The sequence below is a fragment of the Intestinicryptomonas porci genome, from assembly GCF_033971905.1.
GTDB lineage: Bacteria > Verrucomicrobiota > Verrucomicrobiia > Opitutales > Intestinicryptomonadaceae > Intestinicryptomonas > Intestinicryptomonas porci.
The window spans coordinates 272,716-291,979 of sequence record NZ_JALBUT010000001.1 but is presented as its reverse complement, the minus strand read 5'-3'; the positions used below and the strand labels follow the sequence as shown (position 1 = coordinate 291,979).

The 19,264-nt window shown below is 45.4% G+C and carries 19 protein-coding genes; 16 read left to right on the top strand and 3 right to left on the bottom strand.

Going from position 1 to position 19,264, the window contains the following annotated elements; translation table 11 throughout:
* Positions 1-113: 113 nt before the first annotated feature.
* Positions 114-887: a hypothetical protein gene (locus tag MOX91_RS01370; protein WP_370396283.1), complete on the bottom strand. Its 774-nt coding sequence runs from the start codon at positions 885-887 to the stop codon at positions 114-116.
* A 97-nt stretch (positions 888-984) separates the two neighbouring features.
* On the bottom strand, positions 985-2,367 hold the full coding sequence (gene dnaA / locus MOX91_RS01365) for a chromosomal replication initiator protein DnaA (protein WP_370396282.1): 1,383 nt from the start codon (positions 2,365-2,367) through the stop codon (positions 985-987).
* A gap of 796 nt (positions 2,368-3,163) precedes the next feature.
* On the opposite strand from dnaA, the gene tkt reads away from it, so the two are divergent.
* Positions 3,164-5,143, top strand: coding sequence for a transketolase (tkt, locus tag MOX91_RS01360; protein WP_370396281.1), 1,980 nt, complete (start codon positions 3,164-3,166; stop codon positions 5,141-5,143).
* A gap of 192 nt (positions 5,144-5,335) precedes the next feature.
* On the opposite strand, the gene MOX91_RS01355 is transcribed toward tkt, so the two are convergent.
* A complete protein-coding gene (locus tag MOX91_RS01355; RefSeq protein ID WP_370396280.1) occupies positions 5,336-5,956 on the bottom strand; it encodes a hypothetical protein in 621 nt (206 codons plus the stop codon).
* A gap of 175 nt (positions 5,957-6,131) precedes the next feature.
* Here MOX91_RS01355 and panD point away from each other — a divergent pair, with 175 nt between their 5' ends.
* The 15 genes from panD to MOX91_RS01280 all read left to right on the top strand — a co-directional run bounded on the left by panD (position 6,132) and on the right by MOX91_RS01280 (position 19,221).
* Positions 6,132-6,503 (top strand): aspartate 1-decarboxylase, encoded by a 372-nt coding sequence (panD, locus tag MOX91_RS01350; RefSeq protein ID WP_370396279.1) that lies wholly within the window; start codon positions 6,132-6,134, stop codon positions 6,501-6,503.
* 21 nt (positions 6,504-6,524) lie between these two features.
* Positions 6,525-7,607, top strand: a complete 1,083-nt coding sequence (locus MOX91_RS01345; protein WP_370396278.1) for a pyridoxal-phosphate-dependent aminotransferase family protein — start codon at positions 6,525-6,527, stop codon at positions 7,605-7,607.
* A 15-nt stretch (positions 7,608-7,622) separates the two neighbouring features.
* The gene (locus MOX91_RS01340) at positions 7,623-10,181 is read left to right on the top strand and encodes a DNA topoisomerase 3 (RefSeq protein WP_370396277.1); all 2,559 of its coding nucleotides are present in this window, start codon (positions 7,623-7,625) and stop codon (positions 10,179-10,181) included.
* A gap of 61 nt (positions 10,182-10,242) precedes the next feature.
* Complete coding sequence (locus MOX91_RS01335; protein WP_370396276.1) at positions 10,243-10,851, top strand: LysM peptidoglycan-binding domain-containing protein; 609 nt, start codon at positions 10,243-10,245, stop codon at positions 10,849-10,851.
* A 2-nt stretch (positions 10,852-10,853) separates the two neighbouring features.
* Positions 10,854-11,411: an NUDIX hydrolase gene (locus MOX91_RS01330; RefSeq protein ID WP_370396275.1), complete on the top strand. Its 558-nt coding sequence runs from the start codon at positions 10,854-10,856 to the stop codon at positions 11,409-11,411.
* Positions 11,398-11,754 (top strand): DciA family protein, encoded by a 357-nt coding sequence (locus MOX91_RS01325; protein WP_370396274.1) that lies wholly within the window; start codon positions 11,398-11,400, stop codon positions 11,752-11,754. Before MOX91_RS01330 ends, MOX91_RS01325 begins: the two co-directional genes overlap by 14 nt.
* Positions 11,751-12,548, top strand: a complete 798-nt coding sequence (locus MOX91_RS01320) for a carbon-nitrogen hydrolase family protein (protein ID WP_370396273.1) — start codon at positions 11,751-11,753, stop codon at positions 12,546-12,548. The genes MOX91_RS01325 and MOX91_RS01320 overlap by 4 nt, the downstream gene beginning before the upstream one ends.
* A 9-nt stretch (positions 12,549-12,557) precedes the next feature.
* A complete protein-coding gene (locus MOX91_RS01315) occupies positions 12,558-14,126 on the top strand; it encodes an aminodeoxychorismate synthase component I (RefSeq protein ID WP_370396272.1) in 1,569 nt (522 codons plus the stop codon).
* Entirely contained in the window at positions 14,126-14,692 is a 567-nt protein-coding gene (locus MOX91_RS01310; protein ID WP_370396271.1) for an anthranilate synthase component II, read from the top strand. Before MOX91_RS01315 ends, MOX91_RS01310 begins: the two co-directional genes overlap by 1 nt.
* A gap of 36 nt (positions 14,693-14,728) precedes the next feature.
* Positions 14,729-15,328: a lactate utilization protein gene (locus tag MOX91_RS01305; RefSeq protein WP_370396270.1), complete on the top strand. Its 600-nt coding sequence runs from the start codon at positions 14,729-14,731 to the stop codon at positions 15,326-15,328.
* Between the two features lie 147 nt (positions 15,329-15,475).
* Complete coding sequence (gene gcvH / locus MOX91_RS01300) at positions 15,476-15,865, top strand: glycine cleavage system protein GcvH (RefSeq protein ID WP_370396269.1); 390 nt, start codon at positions 15,476-15,478, stop codon at positions 15,863-15,865.
* Positions 15,855-16,211: a PEGA domain-containing protein gene (locus MOX91_RS01295; RefSeq protein WP_370396268.1), complete on the top strand. Its 357-nt coding sequence runs from the start codon at positions 15,855-15,857 to the stop codon at positions 16,209-16,211. The genes gcvH and MOX91_RS01295 overlap by 11 nt, the downstream gene beginning before the upstream one ends.
* A 574-nt stretch (positions 16,212-16,785) precedes the next feature.
* A complete protein-coding gene (gene rplM / locus MOX91_RS01290) occupies positions 16,786-17,211 on the top strand; it encodes a 50S ribosomal protein L13 (RefSeq protein WP_370396267.1) in 426 nt (141 codons plus the stop codon).
* Between the two features lie 14 nt (positions 17,212-17,225).
* Complete coding sequence (gene rpsI, locus MOX91_RS01285; RefSeq protein WP_370396266.1) at positions 17,226-17,621, top strand: 30S ribosomal protein S9; 396 nt, start codon at positions 17,226-17,228, stop codon at positions 17,619-17,621.
* Between the two features lie 310 nt (positions 17,622-17,931).
* Positions 17,932-19,221: a PEP-CTERM sorting domain-containing protein gene (locus tag MOX91_RS01280; protein WP_370396265.1), complete on the top strand. Its 1,290-nt coding sequence runs from the start codon at positions 17,932-17,934 to the stop codon at positions 19,219-19,221.
* Positions 19,222-19,264 lie beyond the last annotated feature (43 nt).

The following is a 19,264-nucleotide window of genomic DNA, read 5'->3' as shown; positions in this document are numbered from 1 at the left end:
AAAAACATAAATAAAATGCCTAAAAAATTGGCGATTTCAACAAAAATAAATCTAAAATCCGCTTTTTTTGAATTGCGGGCGGCAAACGAAAAGCATCCGATGCAGACAAAAAACTACTCCCCGCCCATAACGAAGGTCAGTACAAGTTCGCCTTCGGCTGAAACATAGAGCTTCACATCGTCGTCGCGGTGCTTTTTAAGTATTTTTATTTTGGGATTTTTGTCCAAATCCGACAAGTCGCCAAGCTGTTTTGTCCAGTCGTTTTTTGCGGCAATTAATATGTACTTGCGCTCAAACCCCTTGAATGAATGGTGCATACTTATGTCTATTATGAGGCTCCCCTCGAAAGCTCCGACCGATTTAGCCCTGATTGTGGAAATTCCAACCGCGTCCGACACAAATTCAAGCGCGGTCTTTTCTCCCCTCAGCGAAAATTCGTCGTCAATATTTATATTTATGCCGTCGCCAACGAGAGTGAGGGCGGTTTCCTTTCCCCTTTCGCCGACGACAAGCTCGTCGCAATTTAAAGTGTCTCCTATTTGCAAAACAACGCACTTGCTGTCGTCAAAACCTCTCACAATAGCCAAATTGGAGAAATCCGAGCCTTCCGACATAAGCCCGAGCGAATGGGTTCCGAGTTCGCGCATTGCAAGGTCGCTTCCGTTTACCTTGCCTTCTTTTATTTCCACCTTTTTTGAGCCGAGCGAAGATATTCCGTCCACAACCGCGATTTCATCGCCGCCGATTTTCATCGCATTTTCAAAACCCGCCTCTTCCGCGCCAGAATTTTTTTCGGTTTTGGAATTCTCAAAATCACCGCCGCCCAAACATCCGAAAAGTAAAAGCGCAGATAAAACTGCAAAGAAAGCAAATTTAACATTTTTCATAACATTTTATTTTGCATAAAAAACGCCATTTGGTCAATAAAATAAGGAAAATGCCAAAATCCACCAAAAAAAAGCGGACTCGAAAGTCCGCCAAAATTCAACGTGCAACATCGGAGCCAAGCTCCTTAAAAATAAATTTCACGGAGCGCGCCATATCCTCGTCGGTTTCCATGGAATCCGAGATTGAAGAGATTGCGTGAACTACCGTTCCGTGCGTTCTGCCACCGAAGCTCTTGCCTATTTCTTCAAGGGAGTGCTTTGTGAGCTTTCGCGACGCAAACATCGCAACCTGGCGCGCCAAGGCAATGCCCATTGTGCGCCTCGAACCCAAAATGTCTGCGACTTCCACCTTGTAAAATTTGGCAACGGTTTCCTGAATTTGCGCTATGGTAATCTGGTCTGAAACTTCCTCATGCTTAAAGAAGTCCTCCAAAAGCTTTTGCGCAAGCTCCACACTCAAACAATTTGAAGCCGACACGACCGAAGCGTAGCCGATTACTCTCGTAAGCGCGCCTTCCATTCTGCGGACATTCCCCGTGACCCTGCGCGCAATCAAGTCCAAGACTTCCATCGGAATGTTCACGGGATGCGCCGACGCCTTTTTTGCGAGAATTGCAAGGCGGGTTTCGTAGTCGGGCGGCTGAATGTCAACCGACATTCCCCATTCAAAGCGGGAAACCAAACGCGCCTCGATGTCCTGAATTTCAGAAACGGGGCGGTCGCTTGAAATTATAATCTGCTTGCAGGAGTTGAAAAGCTCGTTAAACGTATGGAAAAATTCCTCCTGCAAACGCTTTTTTCCCGAAAAGAACTGTATGTCGTCAATCATGAGGACATCAATATCGCGGTAGCGCCTTCTAAACGAAACATAATCGCCCTCTTTCATTGCGGCAATATACTCGTTAAAGAAGCGTTCGGAAGATATGTAAACTATGCGCTTTTCAGGTGAATTTTTGAAGATGAAATGCGCGACGGCGTGCATTAAGTGCGTCTTCCCCAGCCCCGTGGGAGCGTATATGCAAAGAGGGTTGAACGCGCTTCCGGGAGCCTTTGCAACCGCGAGCGCCATCGCGTGAGCAAGGGAGTTTCCGTCGCCCACGACAAAGTTTTCAAAAGTGTTGTGCGGAATGATTGAAGGCGGCGGCACATGCTCTTTTACGGCGCGTACGCGCGTTCCCAAAACTTCGCGGCGCTCTTCGCTAAAATCCGCCATCGGAGAAGACGCAACGATTTCGAAATTCACGTTCATTCCCGCCGCAAGGCAAAGATGCCTTGAAATGATGTCCGCATAATTATCCCTCACCCAGTCGGCCGCAAAATCCGTTCCCGCATTGAGCTTTAAAACGCCGTCCTCGACGCCTACGCATTCCACGGGAGCGAACCAGGACTCAAAAGTGTCGGACGCCATCGAAGAGGATATCGTGGATTTCGCGACATCCCAAATGGCTGCGTCAACTGTGCTTTTTAAATTGTCTGGCATATGAAAATTGGAGATTTATCCGTCCGCCGCCCAAATTATCGGGCAAAATCCGCGAAAGAAAGGCTATTTTGCAAGATCATTATTTTCAATTCCTTATGCAAAAAATGCGCTTTTTGGAACTGCGGAAGCCAAGAGCGGGCGAATTCAGGGTTAAACAAGTTGTAAAAATCAAAAGAAGCGTTTTTGTAAAATCAAACAAGTTCGGTTTAAAGTTTTTCCGCGCCTCAATGACAAGGACTATTTTACAATTAAAAAATTTTTTCAAGAATAACTTTTCAACAAGTTATTGACAATGCCCTTGTCAAAAATTTTTTCAAAAAAATGCTTGCCAAGATTTTTTTGGAGCCGCCGCTCCCGTACTCCTTGATTTTAGGCAGTTTGGCATCGCCGCATAACAGTTAAAGGCTTTAAATCCGTATTTTCAAAAAAAGCTTCATAAAAATGTATTTGATTTTCAGTTAGTTGCAAATCCAAACAACAGTTGTTATAAAGTTATTGACAAGCCCAAAACTTCATTTTTGTAAAAATTAAAGCCCTCAAAAATTTTTTTTATTTTTATGAAAATCGAAAAAATTTTCCACAGAAATGAAAAAAATGCTCCCCCACCCTCCCCAAAAAACGCGCCACTTATTGACAAAAACCGCTTTTTGACTTCCAAGACCATCACGGGAAACAAAAATGCCCTGCGCAACTTTACTATAAACCTGTTTTATGTTTTTTTTAACCTTGAAAACAAAAGCAAAATATTTGTAATAAATCAGTTTATTTTACATTCATATAAAAGGAATCAAAGAAAATGACAGATAAAGAAGTTCTACAAAATGCGGCAAACGAAGCAAGAGGGCTTGCCATCGACGCAATTACTGCAAGAAATTCAGGGCACTTGGGACTGCCTTTGGGATGCGCGGAAATAGGCGCGGTTCTGTTCGGCGAAATTTTAAACATAGACCCGAAAAAGACAAATTGGCTAAATCGCGACAGATTTGTTTTGAGCGGCGGGCACGGAAGCATGTTCCTATATTCATGGCTTCACATGTCGGGTTTTGACCTTTCGATTGAAGACGTGGCAAACTTCCGCCTCATGGGTTCAAAAACGCCGGGGCACCCCGAATTCGGAGAAACTCCGGGAGTTGAAGCGACAAGCGGCCCGCTCGGACAGGGCATCGCAAACGCAGTCGGCATGGCTATTTCCGAAAAAATGGCGCAGGGACGCTTCAACACTGAATCAGAAAAAATCATCGACCACAAAGTGTTCTGCTTGGCGGGCGACGGCTGCTTCCAGGAAGGCATTTCTTCAGAGGCAAGCGCAATCGCAGGGCACTACAAGCTCGACAATCTCATTTTGATATACGACTCAAACGACGTCACTTTGGACGCCGCCGCAAGCAAATCGCAAAGCGAAGACACCGCAAAACGCTACCAGGCGTACGGCTTTGAAGTCTTCACTGCTGACGGACACAACTTGGACGCAGTGAAAGCAACCCTCAAAAAGGCAATCAAGCGCGAAAACGGCAAGCCAAAGCTCGTAATATTTAAGACCGTAATAGCAAAGGGCATTGCCGAAGTCCAAGGCACAAACAAGGGGCACGGCGAAGGCGGAGCAAAATTTGCGGACGCCGCAAAAGCGTCTTTGGGGCTTCCCTCCGAAAAATTCCATGTAAGCCAAGCCACATACGACTATTTTGCAAAGCTTGCCAAAAAGCGCGCGCGCAAACGCAAGGCATGGGAAAAGTCGTTCGCGTCATGGAAGCTTGCAAATCCTGAAAAGGCGCAGGAATTGGAAGAATGCTTAAACAAGAAAGAAGTCTTTGCAGACCCCAAAAAGCTTTTGACATTCATTCCAGAATTCCCGAACACCGACAAGAGCGCGTCCCGCGTTTCGGGCGGAACAATCTTAAATTCATTGGCAAAGAAAATGCCCAACATTGTTTCGGGTTCTGCCGACCTTTACGGCTCCACAAAGAACTATATCAAGGAAGGCGGCGACTTCTCGCCCGAATGCCCGCAAGGAAGAAACATCTACTACGGCATCCGCGAACACGCAATGGGCGCAATCACAAACGGCATCTGCTACTATGGGCTCTTCACGCCGTCTTGCGCGACATTCCTTACATTCGCAGGCTACATGATGGGCTCAATCCGCGTTGCGGCACTCGCAAATCTGCCTGTCCAGTACATATTTACGCACGACTCAATCGGCGTTGGCATGGACGGCCCGACACACCAGCCCGTGGAACTTGTAAGCATTCTGCGCAGCATACCGCGCCTTGACGTTGTAAGACCCGCCGACAGCGAAGAAGCGGCAGGTGCGTACGCCCACGCATTCTCGCGCCAAAACGGTTCAACCGCACTCATCTTGTCGCGCCAAGACTTGCCGATGATTAACGAAATTCCTGTACAAACGCGCCGCGAAGGCGTATTGAAGGGTGCGTACATCGCACGCAAGGAAACCCAGCCTCTCGAAAGAATCATCATCGCGACAGGCTCAGAGCTTCTGCTTGCGCTCAAAGCGGCGGATTCTCTCGGCTACGGCACGCGCGTTGTTTCAATGCCCTGCATGGAAGCCTTTGAACGCCAGAGCGCGGAATACAAGGAAAGCGTATTGCCAAGCTCCTGCCAAAACAGGACGGCGGTAGAAGCAGGCGTAAGCCTTTCTTGGGGCAAGTACGCAAAGAAATTCGTATGTACCGACGATTTCGGTTTCTCGGCAGACGGAAGCGAAATTTACAAGCACTTCGGCTTGACTGCCGAAAACGTCGCAAACGTCGCAAAGTAAATCGTAAACAAAAACGAAAACAAAAAACTTCGCCTGAAAAGGCGAAGTTTTTTTTACTCTCGCAAAAACAGAAAATACAAATTGCCGAATTTAAAAGACAAAAAAATAAGACTGCCGCCGATAACTTGCAAAAAAAATGCGGAACTGAAACAGCCCCGCAATTTCCATTAAGACAAATTGTTTTGATATAAACTACTCTTCGATAGGTCTTGGAAGATAAACTATCGCGGAAATCAAAAAGAGCGTATAGCCTACAAGCTCAACCGACTCTTCCCAAAACTCGTGATTTGGAACAAAAGACGATCTTTCAACAATGTCGGAAGCAAGCAAGGTCAAGGCAGCCAAAACGCCCAAAACAAAAACCTTCGTCCTCAAAAATTTTAAAGCCGCCCCCAAATAGAATTTGAATTTCAAAAACGCCCCCGTAAACACCGAAACAAACAAGACTGCCATTATTATGTTCCTGCCCTTGCCCGCACACAGAGTTTTAACAATTTCCGGAACATCAAGACGCTCGAAATCGACTTCTCTGAAAATGAACGCAAAAGCCAAAACCGCAAAAAACATAGGTATCATCTTAGCCTTTTCGCCGTTAAGCAAAGCCCCAGCGAAAAACACCGCGCAAGCGAAAGCGCAAACCGCAACCTGCAAATTTTCAATGAAATGGTTTTCCGCATGAATCAATTCGTTTTTCAGATAAAACATCTCATAAGAAGCATAGGCTATTGCGACCAAAAGCCCCGCCCAGGTAATCGCTTTGAGCAGGGTTGAAATTGCAAACAATTTGGGATTTTTAAAATATAAATTATTCATTTTACTGCAAAAAACCCGTAAAAATTAAGTCAAACGACGGCAAAAGTCAAGTTTTTAACTCCTGCAAAAACCAAGCCGCCGCCCCGCCCCGAATTAAAGTTTTTTTTAGTTCTTGACTATGTATTTTATAAGTATTGAGTAGATTGCTTTATTTATTGTCAATCATCGCCTAAAAATGTTGGTTCAGATTTTAAAATCGAAAATCTTGCGCGCCGAAACCACCGACGCCATAAAAGATTATGAAGGCTCTCTTGCCATAGACGAGCTTCTTATGAAGAAGGTCGGGCTTATGTACGGGGAAAAAATCCTCGTAGGCAACATAACAAACGGCAAGAGATTCGAAACTTACGCAATCCCCGCCCCCGCAGGCTCCAAAACAATATCGCTAAGAGGAGCCGCCGCGCACATGGGGCAAAAGGGAGACCTCTTGGTTTTAATGTCGTTTGCGATGATGACCCCGGAAGAAGCGAAAGCGTGGGTTCCAAGCACAATAACGCTTGCCGAACACAATTCAAAGATAATAAAATCCCAAAACGCTCTGCAATAATTTAACCTAACAAATAAAGATATGGCTTACAAACTATTCATACCAGGTCCGATTGAAGTGTCGGAAAAAACATACAAGGCAATGTCGCAAGCCATTGTCGGCCACCGCAGCAAGGATTTTTCCGCATTGGTCGGCAGAATTATGCCCGACTTGCAGAACTTGTTTTACACAAAAGACCCCGTCTATTTGAGCACATCAAGCTCTTGGGGCGTTATGGAAGGCTCTTTGCGCAATGTCGTTCAAAAGGGAGTTCTAAACTGCGGCAACGGTGCGTTTTCCGACAAGTGGTACGACGTGTCGAAACGCTGCGGGTTGAACGCCGAAATGCTGCAGTTCGACTGGGGCAAGCCCGTTGATCCCGAAGCGGTCAGAAAAGCCCTTTCAACAGGCAAATTCGACGCCATAACCATCATACACAACGAAACTTCCACAGGCACGATGAGCGACATCAAGGCTCTCATGGAAGTAATCCGCGAATTCCCCGACGTTGTCTCCATTATCGACACGGTAAGCTCTTTTTCGGGCATGCCGATAAAAAAAGACGAACTCGGCATCGACGTAATGATGGCAGGCTGCCAGAAGGCGATGGCAATCCCCCCGGGCTTGGCGTTCCTCTCCGTTTCGCAAAAAGCCATGGAAAGGGCAAAGAAAACCGAAGGCAGAGGCTACTATTTCGACTTTTTGGAATTCCAAAAATTCTGGGAAAAGAACCAGACTCCGTCAACTCCCGTAATCTCTTTGATTTACGCCCTCGAAAGCAAGCTTGAAGACATCAAGAACGAAGGTCTTGAAAAACGCTATGCCCGCCATTTGGAAAACAACAAGATTGTCCGCGAATGGGGCTACGGATACGGCTTTGAATTGTTCCCCGAAGAAAAGTACGGCTCAATAACCTTGAACTGCTTCAAGAACAATCTCGATATCGACATAGCCGCGGTCAACGAAGAGCTTAAAAAACGCTTCAACATGATGTTCAACTGCGGCTACGGCAAAATCAAGGGCAAGACTTTCCGCATTTCAAACATGGGCGACGAAACGCCCGAAACAATGCGCGAACTCCTGGGCAATCTCGATACAATTCTTCCCGAATTTATCAAGAAATAAGCCCTTTTTACAAAGATGAAGAAGCTTGTCATAGCGGAAAAGCCGAGCGTTGCGGCGGATATTGCCCGCACGCTCGGAAAGGCGAAAAAAAATGGCGACTATTACGAAAACGAAGAGTTCGTAATATCGTCTGCGCTCGGGCATTTGATAGAATTGCCAATGCCTGCCGATATCGACAAGAAGTACGCCCGCTGGTCTCTCGCAAACCTTCCGATACTGCCTGAAAAGTTCACCCCTAAGCCCATTGAAAAGACGAAGAAAAAATTCGCCGAACTCAAAAAGCTCATGGGGCGCAAAGACTTGGACGGCATCATAAACGCCTGCGACGCGGGCAGAGAGGGCGAACTCATCTTTACTTACATTTACGAGGCGGCAAAATGCAAGCTTCCGCGCCAAAGGCTCTGGATGTCGAGCATGACGCCCGAATCGATAAGGCAGGCGTTCGCCTCTCTTCGCAGTCAGGAAGAAATGGTGTCGCTTCAAGACGCCGCGCGGTGCCGCAGCGAATCCGACTGGATTGTCGGAATAAATGGCACGCGCGCAATCACTTCCCGAATGTTCGGGGCGCGCCAAAAGGCGGTCGCAAGCGTCGGAAGGGTTCAGACGCCCACGCTTGCCATGATTGTCGAAAGAGAGCGCGAAATCGCGAACTTCAAGCCCAAGCCGTATTGGAAAATAACGGCAAAATTCGGCATTGAAAACGGCGAGTATTCTGGAACTTACCAAAAGCCCGACTTTAAGGCGAAAGACAAAGCTTCGGGCGACGCGGCAGACAGGATTTGGGACGAAGAAGCGGCGAAAAAAATTCTTGAAGAGGTAAAAAACGCCCCGTTTGCCGAAGTTTCGGAAAAGAAGACCCAATCAAAACAAATTGCGCCCAAACTTTACGACCTCACAACCTTACAGCGCGAGGCAAACAACCGCTTTTCATTCTCCGCCGCACGCACGCTTTCCATAACCCAGTCGCTCTACGAAAAGCATAAAATGGTGACTTATCCGCGCACGGACTCCCGCGCGCTTCCCGAAGACTATCGCGGAGTCTGCATCGACACCCTGAACCGCCTTGACGGCAAATACGGCGTTTTCGGCAAAAAAGCGGCAGAAGAAGGCTATGTGCAAAAAGCCACAAAAAGAATTTTTAACAACGCCCAGGTCAGCGACCACTTTGCAATCATTCCGACAGGCGTTAACTCTTCAAAGCTAAACGCCGACGAATTGAAGATTTACGACATGATTGCGCGCAGGTTCATCGCCGCATTCTACCCCGACGCAATTTTCGACGTCACACAAAGGACGTCAGTCGCCGCGGGGCATTATTTCAAGACCGAAGGCAAGATTTTGAAATTTCAGGGCTGGCTTGAAGTTTACGAAAAAGGCGCGGCAAATCCCGAAAAGCAGGACGACGAGGAAAGCGCGACTCTGCCCGAATTAAAAGACGGCGAAAACGCAAAAATTTTAGATGCGCAAACAAAAGAAGAGGCTACAAAACCTCCCGCCCGCTACACCGAAGCCACCCTGCTTTCCGCAATGGAAGGCGCGGGCAAGCTTCTTGAAGACGACGAGCTTGCGGAAGCAATGAAAGAAAAGGGACTGGGAACTCCCGCAACCCGCGCGCAAATAATAGACACCCTCGTCATGCACCAGTTCATCGAACGCCAAAAACGCGAGCTTGTACCGACAAACAAAGCTGAAAGCTTAATCTCATTCTTGAAGGCGGTCGGGGTTGAAGACCTCACAAGCCCCGCGATGACAGGCGAATGGGAATATAAATTGCGCCTCATAGAAAAAAACGAACTTTCCAGAAAAGATTTCATGACGGGTATATCCGAAATGGCAACGAATATCGTAGAACGCACAAAAGCTTTCTCGGAAGAAGATTCCGAAAAGAAAGAAACAAACATAGTCTCCCCTTCCGACGGCAAAAACATGATGGAAACTTTCCGCGCGTACCGCTCGCAGGACGACAAGCTCATCATATACAAGACAATGGGCAACCGCAAGATGTCGAAAGAGGAAGTTGAAGAGCTTTTGGCAAAGAAAATCATAGGTCCCCTCGACGGCTTTAAAAGCAAGCAGGGCAAGCCCTATTCCGCATTCCTGAGACTCGACGACGACTTCAAGGTAAAATTCCAGTTCGGAGCGGCAAATTCCGACAATACAGAAAGCGGTGCAGGCTCAAAAAACGAAGATTTGTCAAAGGCTGAAGCTGTTTCAAGATGCCCGAAAGCGGCTCTAGGCTACTGCCAATGCCAAGACGGCATGATGCTTGAAACAACTTCGCAATATGTATGCTCCAATTCGCTCGACAAAGAAAAGGAATGCTCTTTCAAGATTTGGCGCAACATGCTTTCGCACTCAATCAAGCGCGAAGAAGTGCAAGCCCTCGCCGAAACGGGAAAAACTCCGCTCATAGAAGACTTCGTATCCAAGAGAACCGGCAAAAAATTCTCCGCCTACCTTATTCTGAAAGAAGGGGGAGACATCGGGTTTGAATTTGAAAAGCGCGCGCCGAAAGCAAAAAAGACTTCAGAAAAAAAGGCGGCGAAAACTTCCCCGAAATTGGACGAAGAATAATATTGAACTTGCGCAAAACAAGCCCATAATATTATAAAAATTCAAAAAAAGCAGAGTATTTATGGAAGAGGATTTTCAGGAAAATTCCACATTGAAAACATATTTGCCGCTGGCGGCGGGACTTTTGGGAATTGTCATGGGGCTTGTCGCGCTCGGATTTGCAGTCGCGTCGGCAAACAAGGCGGGAGAGATTAAGGAAAACCTCGCAACACTCTCCAAGTCGCTTGAAGAAAGCTCAAATTTGCAAAAGGAATTAAAAGCTTTAAACGACAAAATAACAAGCGCGTTTGAGCAGATTGAAGCCACGAAAGCGGCGGGCGCGATAAACGCCAACGCTGTTTCAAAGCAAGTTCAAAACGCAATAAACGCCCTAAGCATTGAAATAACCAATAACCGCAATCTAATCGCAAAAAATCAGGAAGCGATAGGCGAACTCGCGTCAAGAGGAGTGCGCACGCCAAAAACTGCCGCCGCGAAACCGTCAGGCAAGGAAGAAACATCCGCCGCCGCAACTCCGACTCCAAGCGGCAAAATCCACAAGGTGAAAGCGGGCGAAAATTTTTCAATCATCGCAAAGAAATACGGCGTTAACGTATCGGACATAGAAAAAGCCAATCCCGACAAGGATTCGCGCAGGCTTAAAATCGGGCAAGAAATAATCATTCCTTAAAAATGCCTAAACCAAAAGAATGGAAGCTTTTAGGCGAAAGAGAAATAGCCGACTGCAAGGTCTTTAAGGTTTGGGACGAACATTTCGCCCATCCCGACGGACGCGAGGGCAATTTCTATGTGTGCAAAACAAACGACTGGGTGCAGGTTGCCGCAATAACCGAAGAAGGCAAAATCGTGCTGGTAAACCAGTTCAGATTCGGTGTAAAGCGCAATTCATGGGAGCTTTCAGGCGGAGTAATCGAAAAAGGCGAAGATCCCGTAAAAGCCGCGCTCAGAGAACTTGAAGAGGAAACGGGATACGTAGCAAAAAGCGCGAAGCTTGCGGCGTCGTTTTCACCCAACCCCGCAATCCAAAACAACAAAGCCCATGTAGTCATCGCCGAAGGATGCCGAAAGCTGCATCCCGTAAACTGGGACGCGAATGAAGAAATCGAGGTCATGGAAGTTGACCCGTCAAAACTTGACGCGATGATTGAAAGCGGGGAAATATACCACTCAATCGCCATAAACGGCATCTATTTCCTGCAAAAACACCTTAAAAGAAATGCCCCTATTTGAAGAAGACAGCGACGGAATTTTAAGCGCGTTCAGGGGTCTTGCAAGCGGGCGCAATCTCGGCAAAGCCCCGCAATCCCCACGGGAGTCGATTGACAAAATTCTGCTTGACTTGAAGCTCTCCTCCTCAAGCCCCATAAAATCCGTAATTGAAAACTGGGCAAACATTGTCCCGCAGCGTTTCCTGGGAATGAGCGAGCCTTCCGACCTCGGCGCAAATATTTTGTATGTAAGGACTTTCAATTCGACCGCAAAGCAGGAGCTTATGTTCCAAGAGAGAATAATTTTGAAAAAAATCCGCGAACTCGGCGGATGCGCAAACATCAAAAAAATAAAATTTTTATGAAGATTGCACTGGTGCAAATGCATGTCGAACAATCGCGCTTCGACGAAAATTTGAAGAGAGCTTGCGAAGCCGTAAAAAAAGCAAAATCCCGTGGCGCGGAATTTGCAATCCTGCCTGAAATGTTCGCAAGCGGCTTCAACTACGGCGAAAACAAAAAAGCAATCGCAGGCGGCAGAAACTTTGTGCGCGATTTTTTGGAAATCGCAAAAGAAAACAAAATTTTCCTTGCGGGGACAGTGCCGCATCTTGAAGAAAATTCGTCAAAACCGTCAAACAGAATGATTTTTGCCTCTCCCGACGGCGAAATTCTCGCAAGCTACGACAAAATACACCTCTTCGGGGTATTTCATGAAGACAGGCATATCTCATGCGGAAATTCCATCGCCGTAAAAAAGATGCCGTTTGCAAACATTGGCTTTGCCGTATGCTATGACTTGCGCTTCCCCGAAATGTTCGTAAACATCGCGCAAAAAAAAGCGGATTTGATAGTCGTTTCCACCGCGTGGCCGCACCCGCGCATGGGGCAGCTCCGCACACTGGTGCGCGCAAGGGCAATAGAATGCCAATGCTTTTTGGCGTGCGTAAACCAGGTCGGAGTTGAAAATTTCGGCTCTAACAAAATAGAGTACTGCGGCTCTTCCGCAATAATAGACCCTTTTGGCGACGCTCTCTGCGAATGCAAAAAAGACGCCGAAGATTTGCAAATTGCCGACATCGATTTTGAAAAACCCAAAATCGCGCGGGAAAAAATCCCCGTACTCTCCGACCGCCGCCCCGACATTTATTTCAAGTAATCGGAAGACATGTTTATATCAGCACAATGCGCCTTTGAAAAAGCCGACAAATGCTTTGAGAAAAAACGCCCGTTCTTCTTCGCGTTCGACTACGAGCTTAAAAATGCAATATTTTTGGAGGAAAAAGACTTTGAAAATACGCGCGTAAAATTCAAAGTCGGCAAGTTTTCAAACTATGCCCCGCGCGCCTGCCATTTTAAATTTCCCCAAATACACCCAATACCAATAAGCTTTAAAAGCTATCAAAAAAAGTTCGATGCGGTAAAAGAATCTATCATGCGCGGAGATTCGTTTCTTGCGAATCTTACCATAAAAACTCCGATTTTTTCGGAAGCGTCCCTTCGCGAAATTTTTGAGAGCGCGCAGGCGAAATACATCTTGTTTGTTTCGGGCAAATTCCTGTCGTTTTCGCCTGAAACTTTCGTAAAAACAAATGATGGGAAAATTTTTTCAAATCCGATGAAAGGCACGGCGAGCCTCTCCGAAAAAAATTCCGCAAAAAACCTTGAAAACAGCGAAAAGGAAATCCGAGAACACAACACGATAGTTGATTTAATCCGAAACGACTTAAATTTTGCGGCAACCGGCGTCCGCCTGAACAAATTCAGATACGCGGAAGAAATAAAGCGGCTCGGCGCGCTGAACCTTCTGCAAACAAGCTCGGAAATTTGTGGCAATATCTGCAAAAAGAAATTCAGCGAAATCATAAAACCTATGCTGCCCGCAGGCTCGATAAGTGGAGCGCCCAAAACAAAGACGGTTGAAATCCTCAAAAAAGCGGAAGGAGAAAACCGCAACTTTTACACGGGAATTTTCGGGATGTTCGACGGCGAAAATTTGGACAGCGCGGTTGCGATAAGGTTTATCGAACAAGAAAAAGGAAAGCTGTTTTTCAGAAGCGGCGGCGGCATAACAAGCCAAAGCTCGGCAAAATCCGAATACGAAGAGGCGATTGAAAAAATCTACATACCCTGCGAAAAGAATGTTTTTTTGGAAACAATAAAGCTAAAAAACGGAGAAATTTTCAACTTGGAAGCCCACCGCAAAAGATTTCAAAAAACCCTCGCAAAGTTTTATCCCGAATCGGGCTTGGAGTTTCCGAATTTGCAGAAATTATCAGATGAAAATCCTTGCGGGCTCTTTAAAATAAGGGTGCTTTATTCCGACAAAATCGAAAAAATCGAGGTCTTGCCCTACTCTCCCAAAAAAATATCCTCGCTAAAAATCGTAAATTTAAAGGGTGCTAAGTATTCCCACAAAAGCGCAAACCGCGCGCCTTTGGATTTCGCGCTCTCGCAAAAAGGCGCAGCCTCAGATGTCATAATCTGCAAAAACGGGAAAGTCTGCGACTCCTCATACGCAAACATCGCGTTCAAAAAAAACGGAAAGTTTTACACGCCAAAAACCTTTCTTTTAAACGGCACAAAACGCCAAAAGCTCATAAAAGACGGCATTCTTGAAGTGCGGGATATTTCAATACCCGACATAAAAAACTACGAAAGAGCCGTCTTCATAAACTCAATGCTCGACCCGCATGACGATGTGGGAACTAACGTCGAAAACATAATCTTTGACTGATGGGAAGCACGCTTATAATAGACAATTACGATTCATTCACGCAAAATTTGGCTCAAATTCTTGAAGAGCAAAACGCGCAATTTAAAATCGTAAAAAACGACGAACTTCTCGGCGAAGAAATCGGCAGATTTTCAAGGGCGATAATATCTCCGGGACCGGGGCTTCCCGAAGAGGCGGGGGGGCTTATGGATTTCATATTGAAATTTAACGGAAAAATCCCGATTTTAGGCGTCTGCCTCGGGCATCAGGCAATATGCAGATGCTTCGGGGCAAAACTTGAAAACATTGCTCCGCTCCACGGGGTTCAAAGCGGAATATCGTTTTCTTCCCCCAAAGACGAAATTTTTGAAGGCGTTTCGGAAACTGCCAAAATCGGGCATTACCACTCATGGACGGTTTCGCAAAAAGATTTCCCGAAGGAGCTGGAAATCACCGCGCTCGACTCATTCGGGCAAATCGCCGCCGTACGCGTAAAAAATTCAAAAACGCGCGGCTTGCAGTTTCATCCCGAAAGCATAATGTGCGACTGTGGAACGCAAATAATCAAAAATTTTCTGAAAATTTAAATTGAAAAAACAAACGCAAAACCCAATCTTGGCAATATGCAGGAATTGACAAAAACAGCACTTGAAAATTTCAGAAAAAAAGGCTTTTCGGCGGAATTTTTTGAAAGCGGCGAAGAAGCCCTTAAATACGTTTTAAATGAAATCGGCAAAGACTGCGTGGGAATCGGCGGCTCTATGACAATCCAAGAGCTCGGCTGGTTTAACGCCTTGCAAAACCGCGGCAAAACAATCTGGCACTGGCAGGAAAAATACGACGGAATTTTAAACGATGAAAACGCCGCGCCCTGCTACATCACGAGCGCAAACGCAATTTCCTCCGACGGGGCAATCGTAAACATCGACGCAAACGGCAACCGAATTGCCGCTACCGCCTTCGGCGCAAAAAAGATTTTCATTGTCTGCGGAGAAAACAAAATCGAACATGACATACCCTCCGCGCTTTTCAGGGCTAAAAATATAGCAGCTCCACTAAACGCAAAACGCCTGAACCGCAAGACTCCGTGCGCGATAAAAGCCGACAAGTGCCACAACTGCCTGTCCCCCGAAAGAATATGCCGCGTGACGTCCATAACGACATTCCCCATTCCGAATTTGGACATGCGCATAATTTTTGTAAAAGGCTCCTGGGGATATTAGATAAAAAATTTATAAAAAAATAGTTGAAAGAAAAAGAGCAATTTGCGATAGTAAAAAAATTGCAAAAAAAGATTGTCGCGCGCATAACGAAAAAAGCATTCGCTTTTTTGAATTCCCCGCGGATTTCCGCAAGGCAATCGCAAAAATATGAAAAGATTTACACAGGACCACGAGTGGCTCGAAATTGACGAAGACGGCATAGGAACTGTCGGAATCAGCGATTATGCGCAGGAAACTTTGGGCGATATTTCAAATATAACCACACCCGAAGACAATGCTTTTTTCAAAAAAGGCGAAGCTTTCGCGCACATTGAATCCGAAAACGCTTCATGCGAAGTCTATATGCCGGTAAGCGGCAGGGTAATTGCCGTAAACGAACAACTCGAAGCTTTTCCGGAACTCTTGAACAGCGACCCCGAAGGGCTTGGCTGGATTGTGAAAATCGAACTTTCAGACAAAAACGAACTCAACGAACTCATCAAAAAGGAAGATTATCTTGATACTCTTCCCGAAGACGGAGAAGAAGATGACGACTAAAATTTTGCGCATAATGTTTCTGCCGATTTTGGCGACGTTCGTCCTTGCAGGATGCGCCGCCGACGGTCAAAAATACACGCGCACGATAGCAGTTTCCAGCACTCCGTCGGGAGCGGAAATCGTCGTTAACGGAATGCCTGTCGCAAAAACTCCGCTTGCAATCGAAGTTGAAGCGACAAAGTCGGGGCATTTCATAAACAGATTTGAGATTATTGCGCGTCCTTTAAACGACGCCGAAGGGCAATACATACAAGTAAAGTCCTTCGCGCCCTATTCGACGAAAGACGCGGCAAAAATCCCCGAAAAAATCGAATTTGACATGCGCGCAAACCCGCGCGCAAACTAATTTCCACAAGGGGCTTGATGCGAAGCTTCCGAATGGAAATCGGCTTGGAAACGCCGAAAATCTTTCCAAAAAACAGGTCTTAGCCGTTTTGCAAAAGAAAGGCGGCCAATACCGCAAAAAAGCGCAATAAATACGCAAGTATTGGTGCAAAAAGCGCAATGGCCTCGCGCTTTTCGCATCGCCTGAAAGAGCCTTCTCAAACTCTTATGGCGGCAGAAAAATCTGCTTAAAATCCCGAAAACGGCACCACTCCGATTTGCGGGACGCGCAAAATGCGGGCATCGGCAATCTTTCGCAGTGCATTGCAATTCGCCTTTGCCGCAGCAAAAATCCCGAAAGGACGAAAGCTGCCGAACTTGCGAAGCTCGGTCTTATTGCCGCGCAAAACAACTTCGGAAGTAGGAAATTTTCAAAACGCGCCAAATTTCGGCAAATTTTGAAAATTAAAAAAATTGAAGTTTTCGATAAAAAAAAGAGCTTTTTAAGCGGAAATTTCGATAAAACGCACAAAAACCAAAAAAAGTATTTGACGAAAGGATAAAAAGAGGTAATTTCCTCTACTTTTCTTTTAACAATGAAAACAACAGTAGCCAAGAAAGAAGAACAAAAGCAGTGGTACGTAGTCGATGCAAAAGACCTCGTGCTTGGTCGTCTTGCCGTAAAAATTGCGAACGTGCTGCGCGGTCGCTATAAGCCAACATATACTCCAAACGTTGACTGCGGAGATCATGTTATCGTAATCAATGCGGAAAAAATCCGCGTTACGGGCAAAAAGGAAACCGACAAAGAATATATGTTCTACACGGGATATGTCGGCGGCGAAAAATATGTAAGCCTCAGCGAATTCCGCAAGCGCAAGCCTGAATTCATCATCGAAAATGCGGTTCGCGGCATGATGCCGAAGAACAAGCTTGCAAGCGCGATGCTCAAAAAGCTCCATGTTTACGCAGGCGCGGAACACCCGCACGCGGCTCAGCAACCCAAGCCATTCAACTTCTAATTTAGGAACATACAATGAGCGAAAAACAAGTATTTGTATCAGTAGGCCGCCGCAAGACGGCAGTTGCCCGCGTAAACCTCACAAACGGTTCGGGCAATTTGACCGTAAACGGAAAACCCTTGACGGAATATTGCTTCACAGACGCACTTGCATTGGAAGCAACACGTCCTTTGGTCGTAACGGGTTTGGCTACATCGGTTGACGCTAAAATCAAGGTAAATGGCGGCGGCGCAAACGGACAGGCGGGCGCAATCAGCCACGGTTTGGCACGCGCATTGGAAAAGATGGACGCAAACTTGAGGGCTGTTCTCAAGAAAGCGGGTCTCATCACTCGCGACGGACGCGCAAAGGAACGTAAAAAGTCAGGTCAGCCCGGCGCGCGCAAACGCTTCCAGTTCTCAAAGCGTTAATCTTGCAAAGTTATTTCAGAAAGCGTTTTCTTCGGAAAACGCTTTTTTTTTGCCGACAAGCAAACATCTGTTTTATCAACATCAGAAGGAATAAAATAGGATATTTATAAAAATTTTACGAAGAGGGGGGGATGGTGATTTTTGATTTAGCTGACAAATAAAAGTACGGCAAAACTAATCGGCAAGAGATGAAAAGCTGCACGATTTACTTAAAGACTCGTAAACTATTCCCAATGTTTATGGTATATAAGAATGCATATACCATAAAAATATTTCTTGACTTAGATGTTTTTTATCTTTATACTTTATTATGAAAAATATTATTTCGTTATTGACTATATCTTCCATTATGGCATTAAGTGCCAATGCGGAAGAATTTACAGCAATTTCTAGTGGGAACTGGACAAATCCTGATACATGGGAAAATGGATCTGTTCCAACAAATGATGGATCTGTTATCTTTAATAATGGCATAACTGTTGATGTTACAACTGCAGTTACAGTTGCAGAATCTCCTTGGAAAGACCATTATGCCACATTGAATATTACAGGTGAAGACGCAAGCCTAACATATACAGGCACTTTCACAATGTTCGGAAATACTCGAATGGAATTTAATGTTTCAGATGGTGCTACTTTTGACGTTGCAAAATTTAACTGGGGTACAGGCGGTTATTCAAATTTTAATATAACAAATGGCGGTATTTTAAACACAACTTTTGAGCAATTCTCTGGTTCTGTAGAAGGTTCAACTATAAATGTTGATAATGGCACAATTCTTATGAAAAGCCAGTGGAATGTTGGTGCAACTGTAGATAATCAAAAGGTAAATGTTGTTGTTAGTGGTGCAAATGCAGTAATGAAAGCATCAAAAGAAGGGGGACGTGAAACATTAAGAATCAATGCAACGGGAACCTCAGAAGCAAGTGTAACATTTTCCAATGGAGCATCGGCAAATATATACGATCTAAATATTGGTAATTTTTATAGCAATTCCGGGAAAAATTCTCTTACAATTTACGGAACAGGCACAAATGTTAAAGCTCAATCAATAAATGTTGGCAAAGTAGGAGAAACAGTAGAAAGTTATATTCAATTCGGCGGATTTGATGCTGAAAACAACTTTATTGCAGCAGATGCAGGTTCTCTTTCTAATGGATGGGAAGTTAAAATTGCAGAAAATGGCAAATTAAAATTCTTATTAGGAGCAGAAAACGCATTTCAAAAAGATACTCTTGAAAATGCAGATAAGTCAAAGGCTATTTTTCAAGGTCAATATGTAAAAAGCATGCAAGCTAATGCTGTTGAACTTGATTTTAGCAATGTGACAGGTTTAGAAGATGGCGATTATTGGTTTGCAATTCTTTCATCTACCCAATCTATTGAAGGTACAAACAACACATTTAATAATGTTGCTTGGGATTGGGATCGCATCATAAAAATTGCAAATACCGGCGATATGGTATACAATGGTTATCAAATTTTAAACAATACACTATTTGTAAATATGTCTATGGTCAATGTTCCGGAACCAAGCACATACGCAATGATTTTTGGAGCTTTGGCTCTTGCGTTTGCAGCATACAGAAGAAGAAAATAATTCTTTAAAATTAAATACAAAAAAAATGGCATCGGAAAAAGCT

Excerpts from the sequence above, each read along its gene's own strand:
- MOX91_RS01370 (WP_370396283.1), bottom strand. The coding sequence starts at position 887 with ATGAAAAATGTTAAATTTGCTTTCTTTGCAGTTTTATCTGCGCTTTTA.
- dnaA (WP_370396282.1), bottom strand. The coding sequence starts at position 2,367 with ATGCCAGACAATTTAAAAAGCACAGTTGACGCAGCCATTTGGGATGTC.
- tkt (WP_370396281.1), top strand. The coding sequence starts at position 3,164 with ATGACAGATAAAGAAGTTCTACAAAATGCGGCAAACGAAGCAAGAGGG.
- MOX91_RS01355 (WP_370396280.1), bottom strand. The coding sequence starts at position 5,956 with ATGAATAATTTATATTTTAAAAATCCCAAATTGTTTGCAATTTCAACC.
- panD (WP_370396279.1), top strand. The coding sequence starts at position 6,132 with ATGTTGGTTCAGATTTTAAAATCGAAAATCTTGCGCGCCGAAACCACC.
- MOX91_RS01345 (WP_370396278.1), top strand. The coding sequence starts at position 6,525 with ATGGCTTACAAACTATTCATACCAGGTCCGATTGAAGTGTCGGAAAAA.
- MOX91_RS01340 (WP_370396277.1), top strand. The coding sequence starts at position 7,623 with ATGAAGAAGCTTGTCATAGCGGAAAAGCCGAGCGTTGCGGCGGATATT.
- MOX91_RS01335 (WP_370396276.1), top strand. The coding sequence starts at position 10,243 with ATGGAAGAGGATTTTCAGGAAAATTCCACATTGAAAACATATTTGCCG.
- MOX91_RS01330 (WP_370396275.1), top strand. The coding sequence starts at position 10,854 with ATGCCTAAACCAAAAGAATGGAAGCTTTTAGGCGAAAGAGAAATAGCC.
- MOX91_RS01325 (WP_370396274.1), top strand. The coding sequence starts at position 11,398 with ATGCCCCTATTTGAAGAAGACAGCGACGGAATTTTAAGCGCGTTCAGG.
- MOX91_RS01320 (WP_370396273.1), top strand. The coding sequence starts at position 11,751 with ATGAAGATTGCACTGGTGCAAATGCATGTCGAACAATCGCGCTTCGAC.
- MOX91_RS01315 (WP_370396272.1), top strand. The coding sequence starts at position 12,558 with ATGTTTATATCAGCACAATGCGCCTTTGAAAAAGCCGACAAATGCTTT.
- MOX91_RS01310 (WP_370396271.1), top strand. The coding sequence starts at position 14,126 with ATGGGAAGCACGCTTATAATAGACAATTACGATTCATTCACGCAAAAT.
- MOX91_RS01305 (WP_370396270.1), top strand. The coding sequence starts at position 14,729 with ATGCAGGAATTGACAAAAACAGCACTTGAAAATTTCAGAAAAAAAGGC.
- gcvH (WP_370396269.1), top strand. The coding sequence starts at position 15,476 with ATGAAAAGATTTACACAGGACCACGAGTGGCTCGAAATTGACGAAGAC.
- MOX91_RS01295 (WP_370396268.1), top strand. The coding sequence starts at position 15,855 with ATGACGACTAAAATTTTGCGCATAATGTTTCTGCCGATTTTGGCGACG.
- rplM (WP_370396267.1), top strand. The coding sequence starts at position 16,786 with ATGAAAACAACAGTAGCCAAGAAAGAAGAACAAAAGCAGTGGTACGTA.
- rpsI (WP_370396266.1), top strand. The coding sequence starts at position 17,226 with ATGAGCGAAAAACAAGTATTTGTATCAGTAGGCCGCCGCAAGACGGCA.
- MOX91_RS01280 (WP_370396265.1), top strand. The coding sequence starts at position 17,932 with ATGAAAAATATTATTTCGTTATTGACTATATCTTCCATTATGGCATTA.